This is a genomic window from Amycolatopsis sp. cg9 (genome assembly GCF_041346945.1).
Lineage (GTDB): Bacteria > Actinomycetota > Actinomycetes > Mycobacteriales > Pseudonocardiaceae > Amycolatopsis.
The window spans coordinates 959,005-978,905 of sequence record NZ_CP166850.1 but is presented as its reverse complement, the minus strand read 5'-3'; the positions used below and the strand labels follow the sequence as shown (position 1 = coordinate 978,905).

At 70.6% G+C, this 19,901-nt stretch carries 19 protein-coding genes; 9 read left to right on the top strand and 10 right to left on the bottom strand.

The window, feature by feature from the left end; genetic code table 11:
- The first annotated feature begins 71 nt into the window (after nucleotides 1-71).
- Entirely contained in the window at nucleotides 72-527 is a 456-nt protein-coding gene (locus AB5J73_RS04225; protein WP_370968328.1) for a DUF3761 domain-containing protein, read from the top strand.
- Between the two features lie 86 nt (nucleotides 528-613).
- Nucleotides 614-2,026, top strand: coding sequence for an MFS transporter (locus AB5J73_RS04220; RefSeq protein ID WP_370972919.1), 1,413 nt, complete (start codon nucleotides 614-616; stop codon nucleotides 2,024-2,026).
- Here AB5J73_RS04220 and AB5J73_RS04215 read toward each other — a convergent pair.
- From AB5J73_RS04215 to AB5J73_RS04200, 4 genes are read right to left on the bottom strand one after another with little or no spacing between them, the layout of a single operon-like run.
- Complete coding sequence (locus AB5J73_RS04215) at nucleotides 2,023-2,829, bottom strand: SAM-dependent methyltransferase (RefSeq protein ID WP_370968326.1); 807 nt, start codon at nucleotides 2,827-2,829, stop codon at nucleotides 2,023-2,025. The two genes, AB5J73_RS04220 and AB5J73_RS04215, sit on opposite strands and share 4 nt — an antisense overlap.
- 51 nt (nucleotides 2,830-2,880) lie before the next feature.
- On the bottom strand, nucleotides 2,881-3,681 hold the full coding sequence (locus AB5J73_RS04210) for an SAM-dependent methyltransferase (protein ID WP_370968324.1): 801 nt from the start codon (nucleotides 3,679-3,681) through the stop codon (nucleotides 2,881-2,883).
- A 45-nt stretch (nucleotides 3,682-3,726) separates the two neighbouring features.
- Nucleotides 3,727-5,289: an acetolactate synthase large subunit gene (locus tag AB5J73_RS04205; RefSeq protein WP_370968322.1), complete on the bottom strand. Its 1,563-nt coding sequence runs from the start codon at nucleotides 5,287-5,289 to the stop codon at nucleotides 3,727-3,729.
- On the bottom strand, nucleotides 5,286-6,671 hold the full coding sequence (locus AB5J73_RS04200; RefSeq protein ID WP_370968320.1) for an FAD-binding oxidoreductase: 1,386 nt from the start codon (nucleotides 6,669-6,671) through the stop codon (nucleotides 5,286-5,288). Before AB5J73_RS04200 ends, AB5J73_RS04205 begins: the two co-directional genes overlap by 4 nt.
- A 180-nt stretch (nucleotides 6,672-6,851) precedes the next feature.
- Between AB5J73_RS04200 and AB5J73_RS04195 the strand changes: the two genes are divergently transcribed.
- Complete coding sequence (locus AB5J73_RS04195) at nucleotides 6,852-7,673, top strand: aldo/keto reductase (RefSeq protein ID WP_370968318.1); 822 nt, start codon at nucleotides 6,852-6,854, stop codon at nucleotides 7,671-7,673.
- Between the two features lie 541 nt (nucleotides 7,674-8,214).
- Here AB5J73_RS04195 and AB5J73_RS04190 read toward each other — a convergent pair.
- Nucleotides 8,215-8,712, bottom strand: coding sequence for a DUF3830 family protein (locus tag AB5J73_RS04190; protein WP_370968316.1), 498 nt, complete (start codon nucleotides 8,710-8,712; stop codon nucleotides 8,215-8,217).
- A 2-nt stretch (nucleotides 8,713-8,714) separates the two neighbouring features.
- Nucleotides 8,715-9,971, bottom strand: coding sequence for an aspartate aminotransferase family protein (locus AB5J73_RS04185; protein ID WP_370968314.1), 1,257 nt, complete (start codon nucleotides 9,969-9,971; stop codon nucleotides 8,715-8,717).
- A 92-nt stretch (nucleotides 9,972-10,063) separates the two neighbouring features.
- On the opposite strand from AB5J73_RS04185, the gene AB5J73_RS04180 reads away from it, so the two are divergent.
- From AB5J73_RS04180 to AB5J73_RS04170, 3 genes are read left to right on the top strand one after another with little or no spacing between them, the layout of a single operon-like run.
- The gene (locus AB5J73_RS04180) at nucleotides 10,064-11,527 is read left to right on the top strand and encodes an NAD-dependent succinate-semialdehyde dehydrogenase (RefSeq protein ID WP_370968312.1); all 1,464 of its coding nucleotides are present in this window, start codon (nucleotides 10,064-10,066) and stop codon (nucleotides 11,525-11,527) included.
- On the top strand, nucleotides 11,524-12,582 hold the full coding sequence (locus AB5J73_RS04175; RefSeq protein WP_370968310.1) for a tartrate dehydrogenase: 1,059 nt from the start codon (nucleotides 11,524-11,526) through the stop codon (nucleotides 12,580-12,582). Before AB5J73_RS04180 ends, AB5J73_RS04175 begins: the two co-directional genes overlap by 4 nt.
- A gap of 60 nt (nucleotides 12,583-12,642) precedes the next feature.
- Nucleotides 12,643-13,113, top strand: coding sequence for a DUF4262 domain-containing protein (locus AB5J73_RS04170; protein ID WP_370968308.1), 471 nt, complete (start codon nucleotides 12,643-12,645; stop codon nucleotides 13,111-13,113).
- A 397-nt stretch (nucleotides 13,114-13,510) separates the two neighbouring features.
- On the opposite strand, the gene AB5J73_RS04165 is transcribed toward AB5J73_RS04170, so the two are convergent.
- From AB5J73_RS04165 to AB5J73_RS04155, 3 genes are all read right to left on the bottom strand, one after another.
- Nucleotides 13,511-14,230, bottom strand: a complete 720-nt coding sequence (locus AB5J73_RS04165) for a GntR family transcriptional regulator (protein ID WP_290049529.1) — start codon at nucleotides 14,228-14,230, stop codon at nucleotides 13,511-13,513.
- A gap of 1 nt (nucleotide 14,231) precedes the next feature.
- Nucleotides 14,232-14,978, bottom strand: coding sequence for a maleate cis-trans isomerase (locus AB5J73_RS04160; protein ID WP_370968304.1), 747 nt, complete (start codon nucleotides 14,976-14,978; stop codon nucleotides 14,232-14,234).
- A 134-nt stretch (nucleotides 14,979-15,112) separates the two neighbouring features.
- Entirely contained in the window at nucleotides 15,113-15,853 is a 741-nt protein-coding gene (locus tag AB5J73_RS04155) for an Asp/Glu/hydantoin racemase (protein WP_370968301.1), read from the bottom strand.
- 104 nt (nucleotides 15,854-15,957) lie between these two features.
- On the opposite strand from AB5J73_RS04155, the gene AB5J73_RS04150 reads away from it, so the two are divergent.
- Genes AB5J73_RS04150 through AB5J73_RS04140 form a run of 3 tightly spaced genes read left to right on the top strand, consistent with a single transcriptional unit; the run spans nucleotide 15,958 to nucleotide 18,650 of the window.
- Nucleotides 15,958-16,956 carry a D-2-hydroxyacid dehydrogenase gene (locus tag AB5J73_RS04150; protein WP_370968298.1) on the top strand — a complete coding sequence of 333 codons (999 nt, stop codon included), beginning with the start codon at nucleotides 15,958-15,960 and terminating at the stop codon, nucleotides 16,954-16,956.
- On the top strand, nucleotides 16,953-18,335 hold the full coding sequence (locus tag AB5J73_RS04145; RefSeq protein ID WP_370968295.1) for an amidase: 1,383 nt from the start codon (nucleotides 16,953-16,955) through the stop codon (nucleotides 18,333-18,335). The genes AB5J73_RS04150 and AB5J73_RS04145 overlap by 4 nt, the downstream gene beginning before the upstream one ends.
- A 57-nt stretch (nucleotides 18,336-18,392) precedes the next feature.
- Nucleotides 18,393-18,650 (top strand): hypothetical protein, encoded by a 258-nt coding sequence (locus AB5J73_RS04140; RefSeq protein WP_370968293.1) that lies wholly within the window; start codon nucleotides 18,393-18,395, stop codon nucleotides 18,648-18,650.
- On the opposite strand, the gene AB5J73_RS04135 is transcribed toward AB5J73_RS04140, so the two are convergent.
- A complete protein-coding gene (locus AB5J73_RS04135) occupies nucleotides 18,647-19,870 on the bottom strand; it encodes an MFS transporter (protein ID WP_370972916.1) in 1,224 nt (407 codons plus the stop codon). The two genes, AB5J73_RS04140 and AB5J73_RS04135, sit on opposite strands and share 4 nt — an antisense overlap.
- Nucleotides 19,871-19,901: the final 31 nt, after the last annotated feature.

Genomic DNA, 19,901 nt, shown 5'->3' with positions numbered 1-19,901 from the left:
TTAGGCGGCGTAACAAACGCTCTCGGGCGAGCGACTACGGCGGCATTGGTTCGGGTTGCTAAGGAGTCCTCGTGAGCAAGAAACTGGGGTGGGTCCTGGCCGCCGGCCTGCTGGTCGCGGGCTGTGGCGTCGGCGCGGTGCCGCCGAAGGACGCGGGGAGCGTCGGGGTCCTCGACGCTCCGTCGTCGACGTACCAGACGCCGACGACGTCGGTTCCGGCCACGACCGAAGCGCCCGCGACCACGTCCGAAGCGGCCGCCACGACCGTGCCGACGACCCCGCAGGCCGTCGCGCCGAAGACGAGTGCGCCGAAGCCCAAGCCCGCGCCGAAGACCAGCGCGCAGGCCGCGCCGAAACCCGCCGAGTGCGGCGCCGACTACTACCGCAACTCCGATGGCAACTGCGTCCACCGGCCCAGCGACAACCCGTCCGGCGCGACAGCAGTCTGCAAAGACGGCAGCTACAGCTACAGCCAGCACCGCTCCGGGACCTGCTCCGGACACGGAGGCGTCCGCACCTGGCTGTGACGAAACCGCCACTCGTACGGAAACCCGCCACCCCGTAGGTACAGTGCATGAAGTTGCATGATGCGTACTAACTACACACCGTGGGGGTGTTGGTGTCCCGTCCCGAGCGGTCCGGCCGCGCGATCGTCGTCGTGCTCGCTTCGTGCGGGCTCGTCGCTTCGTTCATGCAGACGCTGGTCGTACCGCTGATCCCGGTATTCCCGCGGCTGCTGAACGCCTCGCCGGCCGACGCGTCCTGGGTGGTCACCGTGACGCTGCTGGCCGCCGCCGTCATCACGCCGGTCAGCGGGCGGCTCGGCGACCTCTACGGCAAACGGCGGATGATCCTGGTCAGCCTCGCGCTGCTCATCGCCGGTTCGGTCGTGTCCGCGACGACGAGCGCGCTCGCGTTCCACATCATCGGCCGCGGGCTGCAGGGCTGCGCGATGGGCGTGATCCCGCTCGGCATCAGCATCATGCGCGACGAGCTCCCGCCGGAACGCGTCGGCGGCGCGATCTCGCTGATGAGCGCGACGCTCGGGGTCGGCGGTGCGATCGGGCTGCCGGTCGCGGCCGTCGTCGCCGAGAACGCCGACTGGCACGTGCTCTTCTGGATGGCCGCCGGCCTGGGGCTGTTCTTCGCATTGCTGATCATCAAGTTCGTGCCGGAGTCGCCGCTGCGCACGCCCGCGCCGTTCGACTACTTCGGCGCGTTCGGGCTGGCCGCCGGCCTGGTCTGCCTGCTGCTGCCGGTGGTCAAGGGCGCCACGTGGGGCTGGACCAGCACGCCGACGCTGGGGTTCGCCGCGGCGGCCGTCGTCATCCTGCTGGCCTGGGGCACCTACCAGCTGCGCCGGCGCGACCCGCTCGTCGACCTGCGGGTGTCCGCGCGCCGTCCGGTGCTGTTCACGAACCTCGCGTCGATCATGGTCGGGTTCTCGATGTACGCCATGGCGTTGTCGTTCCCTCAGCTGCTGCAGGCGTCGGCGTCGACCGGGTACGGCCTGGGCCAGACGATGGTGGAGTCCGGGCTGTCCCTGGCGCCGAACGGCCTCGTGATGATGCTGCTCTCGCCCGTTTCGGCGCGGCTCATCGCCCGCTTCGGCCCGCGCCCGACCCTGATGACCGGCGCGCTGGTGATCGCCGTCGGGTACATCTTCGCGATCCTGCTGATGGGCAACGCCCTCGAGCTGATCACGGCGTCGGTGATCATCGGAGCCGGCGTCGGCATCGCGTACGCGGCGATGCCCGCGCTGATCATGGGCTCGGTGCCGGTCACCGAAACGGCGTCGGCGAACGGCCTGAACTCCCTGATGCGCTCGGTCGGCACGGCGGTCTCCAGTGCGGTGATGGCCGCGATGCTGGCCCAGCTGACGATCACCGTCGGCGGGCTGCCGGTGCCGTCGCTGTTCGGCTTCCGGGCCACGTTCGCGGTGGCCGCGCTCGCCGCGCTGACCGGTGTCCTGCTCGCGGGGCTGGTGCCGAAGACGCGCACTGCACCGGAGCTGGTCCCCGCCTAGTTCTTGCGCGCCACCAGCGCCAGCCCGCCGCACTCGGCCGGGTTGGCCGGCACGTCCGCGGGGTCGTCCGGCCGCCACTCGGGGATGAACACGATGCCCGGGTCGAGGATCTCGAAGCCGTCCACCAGTGCCTGGAGCTCGTCGGCCGAGCGCGGGGTCACCGGGTTCGCGCTCTTCTGGTACATCGCCACGGCGCGGGCCGTCCCGTCGCTCTGCTGCTCGTACGTCGCGGACGACAGCGCGAGGTAGCTGCCGGGCGCGAGCGCGTCGCGGTAGGAGGCGATCAGCCGGGCCGGGTCCCGTTCGTCCGGGATGAAGTGCACGAACAGCGCCATCACGACCATCACCGGCTGGTCCAGGTCGAGCATCATCTCAGTGATGTCGTGCTCGAGGACGTCGTCGGGGAACTCGGCGTCGGCGTGCACCATCGCCGCGTTCTCGTTGCCCTCGAGCACGATCTCGCTGTGCGCGACGGCGATCGGCTCATTGTCGACGTAGACGATCCGCGACCTCGGGTCGACCGCCTGCGCGACCTCGTGCACGTGCCCGACGGTCGGCATGCCCGACCCGATGTCCAGGAACTGCCGGATGCCCTGGTCCATCCCGAACCGGATGGCCCGGCGCAGCCACCGCCGGTTGAGCCGCGCCCGCTCCCGCGCGTTCGGCTGCGCGGCCAGCACCTGCTCGGCGAACACCCGGTCGACGGCGTAGTTCAGCTGGCCGCCGAGGATGTAGTCGTACACCCGCGCGGGGTTCGGCTTGTCGAGGTCGATACCCCGTCTGGCGTACTCGTCTTCGCTCACTGCGGCTCCCGTGTTCTGGGTGTGCAGGCGAGGATAGCCGGGCCGGGCCGCCTAGATCTTCCGCGCCACCAGCGCCAGCCCGCCCGAGCGCGCCGGCGGGTCCTCGAGCGGCTCGTCCGGGCGCCACTCCGGCGTGAACACCACGCCCGGCGGCAGGATCTCGAAGCCCTTCACCAGTGCGCTCAATTCGTCGGGGGAGCGCAGCGTCAACGGCGTCCCGCTCTTCTCGTACAGCGAAACCGACCGCCGGGTCTCCTCGCCCTGCCCTTCCCACGTCCCGGAAGACAGCGCGAGGTAGCTGCCGGGCGCCAGCACGTCGGCGTAGCGGGCGATCAAGCCCGCCGGGTCACGGGAGTCGGGGATGAAGTGCACGAACGCGGCCATGATGACCATCACCGGCTCGCTGAAGTCGATCATCGCCTCGGTGGTCGGGTGCTCCAGCACCTCGTCCGGGTACTCGGCGTCGGCCTGGACCATCGCCGCGTTGTCGTTGTCCTCGAGGACGATCTCGCTGTGCGCGACGGCGATCGGCTCGTTGTCGACGTACACCACCTGCGCCGTCGGGTCGATGGCCTGGACGACCTCGTGCACGTGCCCGACTGTCGGCATGCCCGACCCGATGTCGAGGAACTGCCGGACGCCCTGCTCGGCGCCGAACCGCGCGGCGCGGCGCAGCCACGCCCGGTTGGTCAGCGCCATGTGCCGCGCGTTCGGCAGCACCCCGGTGATCTGGTCGGCGAACATCCGGTCGACGGCGTAGTTGAGCTTCCCGCCGATCATGTAGTCGTACACGCGCGCCGCGTTCGGTCGCTCGAGGTCGATGCCCCGCTTCGCGTGTTCGTCTTCGCTCATCCGCCGCTCCCGGACTCAGGGGTGTGACGGGAGAATAGTCCGGTTCTACAGCAGCGGCGGCACCGCGGCGTCGATGAGGTGCGGACCGGGCTCGGCGAAGGCGCGCTGCAGCTGTTCCGCGAGCTCTTCCGCGGTGGTCGCGCGCGTCGCGGGGACGCCCATGCCCTCCGCGATCTTCACGAAGTCCATGTCCGGGCGCGAAAGGTCGAGCAGCTCGTTCGCCTTCGGCCCGCCCGACGCCGCGCCGACGCGCTGCAGCTCCAGCCGCAGGATCGCGTACGCGCGGTTGTTGAGCACCACCGTCGTGACGTTGAGGTTCTCCCGGGCCTGCGTCCAGAGCGCGGAGATCGTGTACAACGCGCTGCCGTCCGATTGCAGGTTCAGGACGGGACGGTCCCGTCCCGCCACTGCCGCGCCGGTCGCGACCGGCATGCCGTAGCCGATCGCGCCGCCGGTGAGCGTCAGGACGTCGTGGCGCGGCGCGCCCGCGGTCGCCGCCGGCAGCATCAGGCCGGACGTGTTGGCCTCGTCGGCGATGATCGCGTTCTCCGGCAGCAGCGCGCCGATGACGTCGACCCAGTTCTGCGGAGTCAGCGGCCCGGTCGGCAGCGCGGGACGGGACGGCTGCTGCAGCACCGGTTCGGTGCCCGCGGCGACGAGGTCCGCGACTTCGTTCAGCGCGCGCGTGACGTCCTGGCCGACGGACGCGAGCGTGTGCACCTTCGCGCCTTCGGGCACGAGGTCGCTCGGCTTGCCCGGGTAGGCGAAGAACGACACCGGTGCCTTCGTGCCCGCGATGACGAGGTGCTTGATCCCGTCGAGCTGGTAGGTGACCTGCTCGGCGAGGTACCCGAGCCGCTCGATGTTCGGCAGCCCGGCGCCGCGCTCCAGACGAGACGGGAACGTCTCGACGAAAGTTTTCGCGCCGGTCGCGGCGGCGATCCGGCTCGCCGCGCGCAGCCCCTCCTCGCGGCACGCGGCACCGCCGATGAGCAGTGCGACCGGCTCGCCGGCGCCGAACACCGCGGCGACGTCCTTGACGGTCGTGGCGTCGACGGCCTGCGGTACGCGCGGCGGGATCGGCGCGCAGGTCTCGCCGCCGTCGCCCCACGACGCGTCCGCGGGCAGGATCAGTGTCGCGACGCGGCCGGGCGCGTCCTGGGCCGCGGCGACCGCGGCGGCGGCGTCGGCCCCGACGTCCTTGGTGTGCTCCGAGCGCCGCACCCAGCCTTCCAGCGAGCCCGCGACGGCCTCGATGTCCGACTCCAGCGGGGCGTCGTACTGCTTGTGGTAGGTCGCGTGGTCGCCGACGACGTTGACGATCGGCGTGTGCGCGCGCCGCGCGTTGTGCAGGTTCGCCAGGCCGTTGCCCAGGCCCGGACCGAGGTGCAGCAGTGTCGCGGCGGGCTTGTCCGCGATGCGCGCGTAGCCGTCGGCAGCCCCCGTGACGACACCTTCGAACAGCGCGAGCACGCCCCGCATCTCCGGGACGGTGTCGAGCGCGGCGACGAAGTGCATCTCCGACGTTCCGGGGTTCGCGAAGCACACCTCGACGCCGGCGTCGACCAGCGTGCGGATCAGGGACTGGGCGCCGTTCAGCTCACTCATGCGGTTCCTTCGGGGAAGAGAACGCCGGGGTTGAGGATCCCGGCGGGGTCGAAGCTCTGCTTGATCCGGCGCATCAGCTCGATCTTCGCCGGGTCTTCGAGTTCCTGGTGGTAGCTCGCCTTGGTGCGGCCGAGGCCGTGCTCGCCGGAGATCGCGCCGCCGAGTTCCATCGCGTACGCGAAGATGTCGGTGAGCAGCTGCTTCCGCTTGGCCGCGTCCTTGCAGAAGATCCCGAGGTGGACGTTGCCGTCGCCGGCGTGCCCGCAGCCGAGCGCGCCGCCGCCCGCGGCCATCGCCAGCTCCCGGGCCTTCGAGATGAACTGCGGCATCGCGGTCCGCGGCACGACGACGTCGATCACGTCGTCGGCGCCGGCCGCCTTCGCGGTCCAGAACGCCTTCTCGCGGGCTTCGATGAGCTTGCGCGCGGCGTTGCCTTCGAGGACGTAGACGTCGGTGGCGCCGAGTTCGCCGAGCAGCTCGCCGACCGTCTCGACGTCCTCGGCCAGGCGTCCGCTCTCGCGGTTCTCCAGCGCGACGACGAGGTAGGCCTCGCTGGTCTCGCGGATCTTGTCCGGCACGCCCAGCTCGAGCTTCTCGTTGTAGACGATCGCCGCCATCGTCAGGTTGTCGATGTACTCGAGGATGTGCGGTCCGAGCCCGCTGGAGAGGATCTCCGGCACGGCGGCCATGACCTGCCCGAAGTCGCCGAAGGGGGCGAGCACGGTGGCGCCGTGGGTCAGCCGCGGGTGCAGCTTGACGGTGATCTCGGTGGCCAGCGCGAGGGTGCCTTCGGAGCCGATGATCAGCTGCGTGAGGTCGTAGCCGGTGGAGATCTTCGACGTCTTGCCGCCGGTCCGGAGGATCTCGCCGGTTGGCAGGACGGCCTGCAGGCCCAGCACGTTGTTGCGGGTGACGCCGTACTTCACCGCGCGCATCCCGCCGGCGTTGGTCCCGACGTTCCCGCCGACGCTCGCGCTCAGCTCGCCGGGGTAGACGGTGTAGCTCAGACCGGCTTCGGCGGTCTTGGCGTCGAGCTCGGCGAGCGTGACGCCGGGCTGCACGACGGCGACGTGGTTGCCGGTGTCGACCTCCAGGACGGCGTTCATGCGCTCGAACGAGATCAGCAGTCCGTCTTCGCGAGGTCGTGCGGCGCCGGACAGGCCGCTCCCGGAGCCGCGCGCGGTCACGGGGACGTTGTCCTTCGAAGCCGCTTTCAGCAGCTCCGCGACTTCCTCGGCGGTTGCCGGCTTCGCGACGTACGCGGGCTTCTGCGGCTTCGCCGTCAGTGCCTCGTCGTGCGCGTAGTCCTCGGAGATCGCCTCGCCCGTGAGCAGGTTCTTGTCCCCGACGATCCCGGCCAGCCGTGCCGCCACGTCGCCCATCGAGAGTTTCTCCTCCGCGCCGTTGCTGTGGTTACCGCAGCGTAGTACGTACCGCCGGTACGCCGCCATGAAGGTTTTTCACATTCTGGATGCGCTCGGTGATCTATTGGTTACAACGGCTTGAATTTAGCTGAGACTAAATCTCTGGTGGGTGACGCGGAGGGCGGCGAAGCTTCCCCCATGACCTTGACGCACACCTTCGAAGACGGCTTTTCCGTGCACCGCCTCGGTTTCGGTGCCATGCGGCTCACCGAGTGGGACCATGCGCGCGACGGCGCCGAAGCGGTCGCCCGCCGTGCGGCCGAACTCGGCGTGACGTTCTTCGACACCGCCGACGCCTACGACCTGGGCCTGAACGAAGAGCTGCTCGCCCGCGCCCTGCACCCGTACCCGGGGCTGCTCGTGGCGACGAAGTGCGGGCACGCGCGTCCGAGCCGGGGCGAGTGGGTGCCGCTCGGCCGGCCCGAATACCTGCGGCAGCAGGCCGAACTTTCGCTGCGACGCCTGCGTGTCGACCGCCTCGAGCTGCTGCAGCTGCACCGGCTCGACCCGCAGGTGCCGCTGGCCGACCAGGTCGGCGCACTTGCTCGGCTGCGGGAGGAGGGCAAGGTGGCCCGGATCGGGTTGTCCGAAGTGAGCGTCGCGCAGCTGGCCGAGGCGCGGGCCATCGCGCCGATCGCCAGCGTGCAGAACCGCTACAACCTCACCGACCGCGCGTCCGAAGACGTCCTCGCCTACTGCGAGCGCGAGGGGATCGCGTTCGTGCCGTGGCTGCCGATCGCCCGCGGTGACCACGCGACGGCCGGCGGAGTGCTCGGAAAGGTCGCGGCCGGACTCGGCGCGACACCCGCCCAGGTGTCCCTCGCCTGGTTGCTGCGCCGTTCGCCGGTGGTGATCCCCATTCCCGGTACGTCGTCGATCGGGCACCTCGAAGAAAACTGCGGCGCCGCGGAAATCGAGCTTTTCGACGCCGATTTCGCGCGACTCGAAGAGCTGGCGTGAAAACGGCCCGGCCACGGTTTCCCGCGGCCGGGCCGTCCGGTTCAGGCCTGGATCAGACGAGCCAGCCGATGAGGTGCGCGAGGTGCGCCAGCGCGCCCGAGATGATGTCGTGGCAGTAGTGCGCGTGCTGGGCGAACGTCTGCATGGAATGGCTCCTTAGTGACTCAACAATGATTTCCCTGGAGATGCTCCGGTAAGAGCGGAGTCAGGTTTTCACTGTGCTGGCGAGCTGTCAAAGAGCCATTTCCGAGTGTTCCCGGTAACGCGGAATCTTCCCATCCTAAACACGTAATCCTTTCGTGTTCGACGCCGGGGTGCCCATTTCGGCGGTCAGCCACTCTGGGTAGTAGGCGAGTCGATCATCACTGTCGGTGATGTCAGCCTTGATCCGGCATCCCGGGTATGTGGGTAGCTCGATCCGGTGATCACCGGCCACGAAAGGTAAGTTCCCGATGATCACCCTTTCGAGTGGCGGCCAGCAGCGAAAAGGGGACGCCGGGCGCGGCATCCGCACCCGGCGTCCCCTTGGGGGAGAAGAGAATCAGGCTCGCGCGAACGAGAGCGTCTCGCCCTCCACACCCCGCAGCCACAGGTCCTGCGCGGCCGCCGCCATCTCGGCCAGGCCCTCCTCGATCGTGGCGAACACGTTGCCGGGCACCCAGCCCGCGTCGCCGTTGATCAGCAGGTTGTTGCGCCCGTAGAAGATCGCGAGGTCGGTCGCGCCCTGGTCGCTGTGCGCCTCGCTGTCCTCGTCGTAGCCGTACGCCGGGTTGCCGATCTCCCAGGCTTCGAAGCCGAAGTACACGACGTCACCCGGGATCGGCGTGATCGTCGGGTTCTCGCGTCCGGGCTTCGGCTCCGCGAACGGCGGCACGAGCGTGTAGACCTCGTTGCGCGCATACTTCGCGTGGTAGGCGGAACCGCTCTGCGGCAACGCGTCCCACACCGCGCGGCACGTCCGCGGCGCTTCGTCGTCGAGCAGCCGGGCCCGGCAGGAGACCCCGCGCTTGTCGAGGGTGATCGTGATGTACCGGGCCATGCTCAGCTCCCCGTGACGGACGCGACGACCTCGCCCCAGATGCGCAGCGCGTCGTCGACCTGCTCGGCGTTGACGACCAGCGGCGGCACCATGCGGACGACGTTCATGTACGGCCCGCAGGTGAGCAGCAGCAGGCCGTTCTTCGACGCGGTCTGCTGGGCGGCCGCCGCGGTCGCGGCGTCCGGCTCGCCGTCGGCGGTGGTGAACTCCGAGCCGACCAGCAGGCCGAGCCCGCGCACCTCGCCGATCGCCGGCGTCTTGTCCGCGATCACCCGCGCGCCTTCGAGCAACTGGCGCCCGCGCTCGGCGGCGTTCTCCACCAGGTTCTCCTGCTGGATGACCTCGAGCGTCGCGATCGCCGCGGCGCACGAGACGGCGTTCCCGCCGTACGTCCCGCCCTGCGAACCCGGGAACGCCTTCGCCATCAGCTCCTGCGAAGCGGCGATGCCGGACAGCGGGAAGCCACTCGCCAGGCCCTTCGCGATGAGCACGATGTCGGGCGAGACGTCGAAGTGGTCGTGTCCCCAGAACTTGCCGGTGCGGCCGAAGCCGGTCTGGATCTCGTCGAGGACGAGCAGGATGCCGTGCCGGTCGGCGCGCTCGCGCAGGCCCGCCATGAACTCGGTGTTCGCCGGGACGTACCCGCCCTCGCCGAGCACCGGCTCGACGAAGATCGCGGCGGTCTCGTTCGGGGCGCTGACCGTCTGGAACAGGTAGTCCAGCTCGCGCAGCGCGAACTTCGTCGCGGTCTGCTCGTCCCAGCCGTAGTGGTAGGCGTACGGGAACGGCGCGACGTGCACGCCGGCCATCAACGGTCCGATGCCGGCGCTGAACCGCGTCCCGGACGTCGTCATCGACGCCGCCGCGACGGTCCGGCCGTGGAAGCCGCCCTGCATGACGATGACGTTCGGGCGCTTCGTCGCCTGCCGCGAGAGCCGCAACGCCGCTTCGACGGCTTCGCTGCCCGAGTTCGCGTAGAAGAGCGAGTCCAGTCCGTTCGGGAGCACGTCGCCGAGGCGCTTGGTCAGTTCCAGCAGGGGCTGGTGCATCACTGTCGTGTACTGCCCGTGGACGAGCTTGCCGATCTGCTCCTGCGCCGCGCGCACGACGTGCGGGTGGCAGTGCCCGGTGCTCGTGACGCCGATGCCGGCGGTGAAGTCGAGGTGGCGTTTGCCGTCGACGTCGTAGAGGTAAACCCCTTCACCGTGGTCGACCACGACGGGCGTTGCCTGCTTGAGCAGCGGAGATAGCTGGGCCATGGCAGCGTGCTCCTAGGTCGGTTGAGCGGGTTGTCGATTGTTGACAATATCCATAGCATGGCCCTCGGGACAACACGTGAGGAGCAGTCGGGATGAGCGCGAGCACCGAGTCCGGCGTCGTCGACGCGGTCGGCAAGGAACTGTTCATCGGCGGCAAGTGGGTCGCCGCCGAGTCCGGGAAGACGTTCCCGGTGGTCGACCCGGCCACCGGCAAGGAGCTGTGCCAGGTCGCCGACGCCTCCTCGGCGGACGGCCTCGCCGCGCTGGACGCCGCCGTCGCCGCGCAATCGGACTTCGCGAAGATGGCGCCGCGGGAGCGCGGCGAGATCCTGCGCCGGGCGTACGAGCTGCTGATGAAGCGCCAGGAGGAACTCGCGCTGCTCATGACGCTCGAGATGGGCAAGCCGCTCGCCGAGTCGAAGGGCGAGATCGCCTACGCCGCGGAGTTCTTCCGCTGGTTCGCCGAGGAGGCCGTCCGCATCGACGGCGGCTTCGCGACCGCCCCGAACGGCGTGGGCCGGTTCCTCATCACGAAGCAGCCGGTCGGCCCGACGCTGCTGATCACGCCGTGGAACTTCCCGATGGCGATGGGCACCCGCAAGATCGGGCCGGCGATCGCCGCGGGCTGCACGTCGGTGATCAAGCCCGCCGCGCAGACGCCGCTGTCGATGCTCGCGCTGGCCGGCATCCTCGCCGAGGCCGGACTGCCCGAGGGCGTGCTCAACGTCATCACGACCAGCGACTCCGGCGGCGTGATGGAGCCCCTGATCCGCGACGGCCGGGCCCGCAAGCTTTCGTTCACCGGTTCCACCGGCGTCGGCCGCAAGCTGCTGGAGCAGTGCGCCGACAAGATCCTCCGCACGTCGATGGAGCTGGGCGGCAACGCGCCGTTCCTGGTCTTCGACGACGCGGACATGGACGCGGCCATCGACGGCGCGATGCAGGCGAAGATGCGCAACATCGGCGAGGCGTGCACCGCGGCAAACCGGTTCTACGTGCAGCGCGGCGTCGTCGAGGAGTTCTCGCGGCGGCTGACCGAGCGCATGCAGGCGCTGCCGATGGGCCGCGGCACCGAGAAGGACGTCGTCGTCGGCCCGCTGATCGACGACAAGGCCGTCGACAAGGTGACGGAGCTGGTCAAGGACGCCACCGACCGCGGCGCGCGGGTGCTCACCGGTGGTGCGGGCGTCGACGGGCCGGGGCACTTCTACCAAGCCACCGTGCTCACCGACGTCCCGCAGGACGCGCGGCTGACGCACGAGGAGATCTTCGGTCCGGTCGCGCCGATCACGCCGTTCGACACCGAGGAAGAGGCGGTGGCGAAGGCGAACGACACCGAGTTCGGTCTCGTTTCCTACGTCTTCACCAGCGACCTCAAGCGCGCGCTGCGCGTGTCCGAAGCGCTCGAAGCCGGCATGATCGGCCTGAACCAGGGCATCGTGTCGAACCCGGCGGCGCCGTTCGGCGGGATCAAGGCGTCCGGCCTCGGCCGCGAGGGCGGCACGGTCGGCATCGAGGAGTTCCTGGAGACCAAGTACATCGCGGTGGCCCTGTGACGACCTACCGCTTGGCGAGCATCCCCGGCGACGGGATCGGCGTGGACGTCACGGTCGAGGCCCGCAAGGTCCTCGACCGGGCGTCCGCGCTCTTCGGCTTTTCGCTGGAGTGGACCGAATTCGACTGGAGTTGCGAACGGTACGCGCAACTCGGCGCGATGATGCCGGAAAACGGTGTCGCGCAGCTCTCGGCGTACGACGGGATCCTGCTCGGCGCGGTCGGCTTCCCCGGCGTGCCGGACCACGTTTCGCTGTGGGGCCTGCTGATCCCGTTGCGGCGCGCGTTCCAGCAGTACGTCAACCTGCGCCCGGTGCGGCTGCTGCCGGGCACGACGTCCGTGCTGGCCGGGCGGAAGGCCGAGGAGCTGGAGCTGGTCATCGTCCGCGAGAACTCCGAAGGGGAGTACTCCGCGATCGGCGGGCGGCACAACGCCGGGCGGCCGGACGAATTCGTGCTGCAGGAGTCGGTTTTCACGCGGGTCGGTGTCGAACGGATCATCCGGTACGCCTTCGAGCTGGCGCGTACGCGGTCTTCGCGCGTCTGCTCGGCGACGAAGTCCAACGGCCTGATCCACTCGATGCCGTTCTGGGACGAGATCTTCGCCGAGGTCGCCGCCGAATTCCCGGATGTCCACAGTGAACAGATGCACGTGGACGCGCTGGCCGCGCGGATGGTCCAGGCACCGGATCGGCTCGACGTCGTGGTGGCGTCGAACCTCTTCGGCGACATCCTGAGCGATCTGGCGGCCGCGATCACGGGCGGCCTCGGCATGGCGCCGTCCGGCAACATCAACCCATCGGGTGAATCCCCGTCGATGTTCGAGGCGGTTCACGGGAGCGCTCCGGACATCGCCGGACAGGGGATCGCGAACCCCGTGGCGCAGATCCTGGCGGCCGCGATGCTGGTCGAACACCTGGGCGAAACCGTTGCCGCGCAAGCGATCCGCGCCGCCGTGGACCGCGTCCTCGACGAGGGCCGCGTGCGCACCCCCGACCTCGGCGGCACGGATACCACAGAACGGCTCGGCACGGCAGTGGCCGAAGCACTGGGCTGAGTTTTTGTCGGTGCCCTCCGGCACGGTGGCCACAAGCCCACCGAGGGGGAGGAGAAACCGATGTGCTGGCAATGCGAAAACCCGGATCGGCCACAGTCCGACTACCTGGCGATGCTCCAGGAGAAGGTGGCCGATCGGGGCTGGCTCGTGCAAGGCGTGGAGGGCAACGAGCTGTATCCGCCGTGGGCCTACACGATCGGGCTCAGCGGGTACGGCCTGCCTGAACTGGTCACCACCGGCTTACCGCTCGAGGAAGCCGCCGAACTGCTCAACGACCTGGCGTCGCACGCACTGCACGCGTCGCCACCCGAGCCGGGGGAACGCATTCCGCTGCGGGACGGCCCGCTGGTCGAGGTCGTCCCGCTGACGGAGCCGTCGGCGCACCTGGTTTTCGCGGTCGCCTTGTACGGTCCGGAAATCCGTGCGCTGCAACTGGTCCACGCGGACGAGCACGGCCGCTGGCCGTGGTCACCCGACTTCCGCGACGGCCGGGGCGGCCAGCCGGTGCTGGGGGTGCGCCGTGCCGGCTGACTGCGCGTGCAGAGTGCCCAGGGACTGCTTCCCGATACCCGTGCCGGCCGTCCACGCACGCGTGCCGTCCAGCCGGGCGCACATGGTGTCCGTCCGGCTTGACGAGCCGACGTGGGTGGACGAGCCCGGCGCTTGGGCGGACGAAGGGTCCGCCTGGGGAGAGGAGCCGGCCGCCTGGCTGGACGAATCGGCCGCATCCGTGGCCGAGCCGGCGCCGTCGGCGGAGGAACCGGCCGCAGCGGCGGATGGGCTGGACGAAGCGGCGGATGAGCCGGCGGCGTGGGCGGACGAGCGGGCCGCAGCGGCGGCCTGGGCGGAGGAACCGGCCTCCGAGGTGCGCGGACCGTCCGTCACGGTCCGCGTGTCGCCCCTGCGATCGCGCTTGGCGGCCCTCCGGTCACGCGTTTCCCGGTACCGGCGGCGCGTGCCCGTCCCGGAGGCTGGTGCCGGGCGCGAGCCGCTGCACCGCGTCCTCCATGTGCGCCTCGAGGAGCGCCAGCGCGGTCTCCTCGTCGCCGTCCCGCAGCGCCTGGATGAGCTTCGTGTGCTCTTCCACGCGTTCTTCGACCCGCTGGTACGTGCTTTGCAGCGCGGTGAGGCACATCCGCGTCTCGATGAGGAGCGTCCGGGCCATCCGGACGAGCCGCTTGCTGCCCGAAGCGCCGATGAGGGCCTCGTGGAACTTGAGGTCCGCGGTGGAGAGCGCGTTCGGATCGTCTTCACTCGCGGCGGTCGCCATCTCCGCGACGGTGTGTTCGAGCAGGTCCGCGATCCGGTCACGGTCCCCGCCCCGCAGGGCGCGAAGCATGGCGGCGCGTTCGATCGCCGTTCGAGCTGCATAGATGTCGTAGACGTCCCCGGGCTCGAGGTCGATCACGAACAGCCCGCGGTGCCGCTCGCTGCGCAGGAGTCCCTCGGAGACCAGATGCTGCATGGCCTCCCGGAGCGGCCCCCGTGACACCTGGAACCGTGCGGCCAGCTCGGTCTCGCCGAGCTGGGTGCCGGGCGGGAGGGCGCCGGTCATGATCGCGTCACGCAGCTGACGAGCGATGACGGCGGCCGTCGACTCGCGGCTGACCGGCTCGATCTCGGGCAGCATGCCCGGCGGCAGGGCCATGTCAGGCGCCCCCGTCCGGCAGGTGCCGGAAGAGGGCGCCGAGCGAGCGGACGAGGCGGTGCCGCCCGGTCAGGCGCAGCCCCTCCCACACCGTGACCTGGTTGGCGGTCAGCACGGGCTTCTTCAGCGCGGCTTCGATGGCGTTGATCTCGCCGAGGGTGCGCATGGCGGTGTCCGGCACGAGAACGGCGTCGGCAGCCGGGTGGTCGTGGCGCACGGCGAGCTCCACGACGGCCTCCGGGGGCATGGCGCCGACCTCGGCCGCCGTGATGATGTCCGCGCTCGCCATCGAGACGACCTCGATGCCGCCGGCCTTGAGGAAGTCGACGAACAGCCGGGCGATGTCGTCCGGGTAGCTGGCGGCCACGGCGACACGCTTGACGTCCAGGGCGCGCGCGGCGTGCACGAACGCGAAGGAGGTGCTGGAGGCCGGAACCCCGGCGACGGCGGACAGGCGGTCGGCCTGGTCGCGGGCGCCGTCCCAGCCGTAGACGAAGCTGCCGCTCGTGCAGGCCCAGATGATCGCGTCGGGCTCGTGCTTCTTGAGCAGCGCGGCGCCATCGGCGAGGCGGCTTTCGCTGCCGAGGTCGAGCAGTTCCGCCACCGCGTGCTTGTCGGTGCCGTAGATGTGCTCGACCGCGAGCCGGATGTCGCCCTCGTCGGCGGCCATCCCGCCGAGCAGCTGCTCGGCCAGCGGGTAGTCGTCTTCGGCCGCGTGGTCGGGGTAGATGAAGCCGATGGTGGTCACGGAACCTCCGGAGGGACGCAAATTGTCGACAATGCTAGAGGGGTGGTCAAGGAAAACCTTCACGACCTGCCGGGCGCTCCCCGACATGTTCGTCCACGTCGAAGTCGCTCCGGGCGCCGGGCGGGCGCGCTCTGTCACGACACGTCACGAAGCCACTTCCCGGGGCCGACGATGGGGAGGCCCATGCGCCGCAGGCACGCCCACATCGTCAGCTGGTTGGCGGTGAGCACCGGCTTGCCGAGCGCGGTCTCCAGCGGCTCGATCAGGTCGTAGGTGGGGAGGTTGGTGCAGCTGACGAAGATCGCCTCGGCTTCGCCGTGGTCAGCGGCGAGGATGCGCTCCGCGATGGTCCGGTAGCTGACCTTCCAGATGCCGCCGCCGAGCCCGAGGTGGTCGCTGGCGACGGTCTCGACGTTCAGCTCGCCGAGGAAGTCGTGCAGGGCCTTGGTGAGGTCGCCGTCGTACGGCGTAAGCACCGACACGCGGTGGAGGTCGAGCTGGTGCAGCACCTCGGCCAGCGCGCCCGAGGTCGTGACGGCGTCCGGCGCGCCGGCGTCGCAGATCGCCTTCGTCAGCGAGCGCTCGTAGTCGACGCCGTTGACGAAGCTGCCGGACGTGCAGAGGTACGCGACGACCTCGGGCTCGACGTGCAGGACGTCGCGGGTGGCGCTGGCCAGGTGGTGGCTGTCGCTGACGAGGCGGGCCATCTCCATGCTGACCGGCACCGGCTCGTAGGGCGTGCGGGCGAGGTGGAGGGACACCTCCATCGGGACCCACCGCCAGAGCTCGCGCTCCAGCGCGAGGTCGAAGGGGGCGATCACGCCGATGCCCCGCTGGGCGAGCGGGCCTTCGAACGCCAGGAAGTCGAAATCCAAGGCTCAGCCTCCGGAATACGTCTGCACTTGATGACACGTCCGGTGCTCCGGGGGTCGTTCCTCGGATTGTTGACAATCATACGAGCCGCTTTTACCGTGTCAACGTGATCGCCTCGGAAAACCAGGAAGCCCCGGTCCTGGCAGTGCTCTGTGGCGAGCAGCGCCCACCGGACATGCGTGCTGTCGAATCCGGGGCGGTCGTGCGTTACACGGACGCGGCGGGCCTGCCCGAAGCGTTGTCCGGAGCCGACGCGCTGTTCGTCTACGACTTCCTCTCCACGGCCGTGCCGGGCGCCTGGTACGCGGCCGATCGCCTGCGCTGGCTGCACATCGCGAGCGCGGGCGTCGACCCGGTGCTGTTCCCCGGGCTGGTGGAGAGCGACGTGGTCCTGACCAATTCGCGGGGAGTCTTCGACGACGCCATCGCGGAGTACGTGCTCGGCGTCGTCCTCGCGTTCGCGAAGGACTTCGCGCGGTCGCACGACCTGCAGCGCGAGGGCCGCTGGCTGCACCGCGAGAGCGAGCGGATCGCCGGCCGCGAGGTGGTGGTCGTCGGCACCGGGCCGATCGGCCGGGCCATCGCGCGGCTGCTGCGCGCCGCCGGGATGCGGGTCAGCGGTGCCGGGCGCCGGGAGCGGACCGGGGATCCCGACTTCGGTGTCGTGCACGAGTCCGCGCGGCTCACCGAGGTGCTGCCGCACGCCGACTACGTCGTCGCCGTGGCGCCGCTGACCGAGTACACCAAGGGCATGTTCGATGCGCGCGCGTTCGCCGCGATGAAGCCGTCGGCGCGGTTCGTCAACGTCGGCCGGGGCGAGCTGGTGGTGACGTCCGACCTGGTGGACGCGCTCCGGAGCAAGTCCATCGCCGGCGCCGCGCTCGACGTTTTCGACACCGAGCCGCTGCCGCCGGAAAGCCCGCTGTGGACGCTGCCGGACGTGCTCGTCTCGCCGCACATGTCCGGTGACTTCGTCGGCTGGCGGAACACGCTCGTCGAGGTGTTCACCGAGAACTTCCGCCGCTGGCAGGCTGGGGAGCCGCTGCGCAATGTCGTCGACAAGACGCTCGGCTACGTGCCGTCGGGGAACCAGGGAGCCGGATGAACGACAGGATGCTGACCGCCAGCGAGCTCGTCGCCGCCTACGCGACCGGTGAGCTTTCGCCGATCGAGGCGACCCAGAACGCGCTGCAGGCCATCGAAGCCCGGGACGGCGAGTGCAACGCCTACTGCCTCGTCGACGCCGACCGGGCGCTGGAGCAGGCCAAGGCGTCCGAGATCCGCTGGCGGGACGGGAACCCGATCGGCTGGCTCGACGGCGTGCCCGCGTCGATCAAGGACATGTTCCTCACCCAGGGCTGGCCGACCGTCCGCGGCTCGCGGAGCATCAGTCCGGACCAGCCGTGGGACGTCGACAGCCCGGTCGCCGCGCGGATGCGCGAGGCGGGCCTGGTGCTGCTGGGCAAGACGACCACGCCCGAGATCGCGTGGAAGGGCGTCACGGACAGTCCGCTGTGCGGCATCACGCGCAACCCCGTCGACCCGTCCAAGACCGCGGGCGGGTCGAGCGGCGGCAGCGCGGCGGCGGTCGCGGCCGGGATGGGTGAGCTGTCGGTCGGCACCGACGGCGGTGGCTCGGTGCGGATCCCGGCGTCGTTCTGCGGCATCGTCGGGCTCAAGCCGACGCACGGCCGCATCCCGCTGTACCCGGCGAGCCCGTTCGGTCCGCTCTCGCACGCCGGCCCGATGGCGCGTTCGGTGGACGACACCGCGCTGCTGCTGGACGTCCTGTCGATCCCGGACCACCGCGACCCGGCCGCGCTGGCGCCGCCGGTGGCGTCGTTCCGCGAGGCCGTCCGGCGGGACGTGCGCGGCCTGATCGCGGCGTTCTCGCCGACGCTCGGCTACGTCGACGTCGACCCGGAGGTGGCGGCGATCGTCGCCGCGGCGGTGCGCGCGCTGGGTGACGCGGGCCTGCACATCGAGGAGACCGATCCCGGGTTCGCGGACCCGAAACCGGCGTTCGACATCCTGTGGTCGTCGGGCGCGGCGAAGCTGCTCGGCACGTTCCCGCCGGGTTCCGAGGACCGCACCGACCCGGGCCTGCGCAAGGTCTGGGAGCTCGGCAAGACGTGGAGCGCGAGCGACTACCTCGACGCGACGGCCGAGCGCGCGGCGCTGGGCATCCTGATGGGCGAGTTCCACACGCGCTACGACGTGCTGATCACCCCGACCCTCCCGATCGCGGCGTTCGAGGCGGGCCACAACGTGCCGCCGGGCAGCGGGCTGAGCGAATGGCCGGAGTGGACGCCGTTCACCTACCCGTTCAACATGACTCAGCAGCCGGCGATCAGCGTCCCGGCGGGGCGGACGTCGGCGGGGCTGCCGGTGGGCCTGCAGATCGTCGGCCCGCGCCACTCGGACGACCTGGTGCTCGCCGTCGCGAAGCTGCTGGAGGAAGTGCGGCCCTGGTCGCCCAGCTGACCCTCCTTAGGGTGAACCGGCGGCCGGAGCGGGGAAAGCTGTGCCACTGTCGGCCGGGTGAACGCTGAAGGCTGGCGCTATGAACGAGCCATCCCGACCACCGACGCGGCCGGGCGGCCCACCCGGGTGGTGGTGGGGCTGGTCGAGCAGGGCAACCGCTTGTCGGCGGCCCTGCGCGTGGACGACGGGAAGGCCGCTCTGGTCCCGCTGGAAACCGGTGGGGAGCTGCTGAAGGCGCTGCGCGAGACACTGGAGAGCTGGTGGCGTCTCGACGGCCACCGCGACCTGACGCCGGAACCCCGCGCCAGCCGTTAGTGCGAGTCCGCCGGGCTCCGGCGCCGGCGGACCAGCCCGCGCACCTGGGGGTGGACGGCCACGATCGCGGTCGCCGCGACGACCAGGGTGGCGCCGCCGAGGAGCGTCGCTTCGCGGCCGGCGTGCTCGGCCAGCGGGCCCGCGGCGATCTGGCCGAGCGGCATCGCGACGAACGAGCCGAGCATGTCGTAGGAGTACACCCGGGCGAGCTTCTCGGGCGGGATGTTCTCCTGCAGCGACACGTCCCACGCGACGGCGAACTGCTCGATCGCGACACCCGCGAGGAACATCGCGAGCAGCAGCGGCAGCAGGTACGGGGTCTCGCCGAGGGCGAGCATCGGCAGGGCGTCGGCCACGACGAGCGCGACGCCGATCAGGAGCATCCGCCGTGGCTGCCAGTGCGCGGCGATGACGCCGCCGAGCAGCGATCCGGCCGTCTGGGCGGCCAGCGCGAGTCCCCAGCCGGTGCGGCCGAAGGTGTCGTCGGCGACCAGCGGGCCGATCACCAGCAGCGCGCCCGCGGTCACCGCGTTGACCACCATGAACTGCAGCACCACCAGCCACACCCAGGCCCGCGCGCGGAACTCCCGCCACCCTTCCGCGAGCTCGGCGAGGGGACGGCTGCCGGGCACCCGTTCGCCGCGCGGCAGGCGGATCCGGCGGTAGGTCAGCGCGGCGGCGAGGAACAGCACGGCGTTGCCGGCGAGCGCCCAGCCGGACCCGGCGAAGGCGACGAGGATCCCGGCGAGCCCGGCTCCGGCGATGCGGCCGACGTTGGAGAGCAGCCGGACCAGCGCGTTCGCCTGCGCGAGCTGCGACGCCGGGACGGTCAACGGCGTCAGCGAGGCCGCCGCGGGGAGGGAGATCGCCGAGACGGCGCCGTTGACCAGGCTGAGCCCGACCAGCAGCGGGATGGACGCGAATCCGCAGAGGACACTCGCGGCGATGGCGGCCTGCGTGAGGGCGGCCGCGGTTTCGGTGCCTTGCAGGATCACCGACCGCGGCAACCGGTCGGCCAGCATGCCGCCGAACAGCACGAGCAGCACGTTGGCGAGCGACCGCGCTCCGACGACGAGCCCGAGGTCCACGGCCGAACCGGTCAGGTCGACGACGGCGAAGGCGAGCGCGAAGGGTGCGACGGCGTTGGCGAAGTCGGCGAACGTGCGGCCGGTGACGAGGGCGCGGAAGCGGTTTTCGCGCAGTGGGGCGAGCAGTGGGATCACAGGACTGGTCCGATTCTGGGAGCGAGTG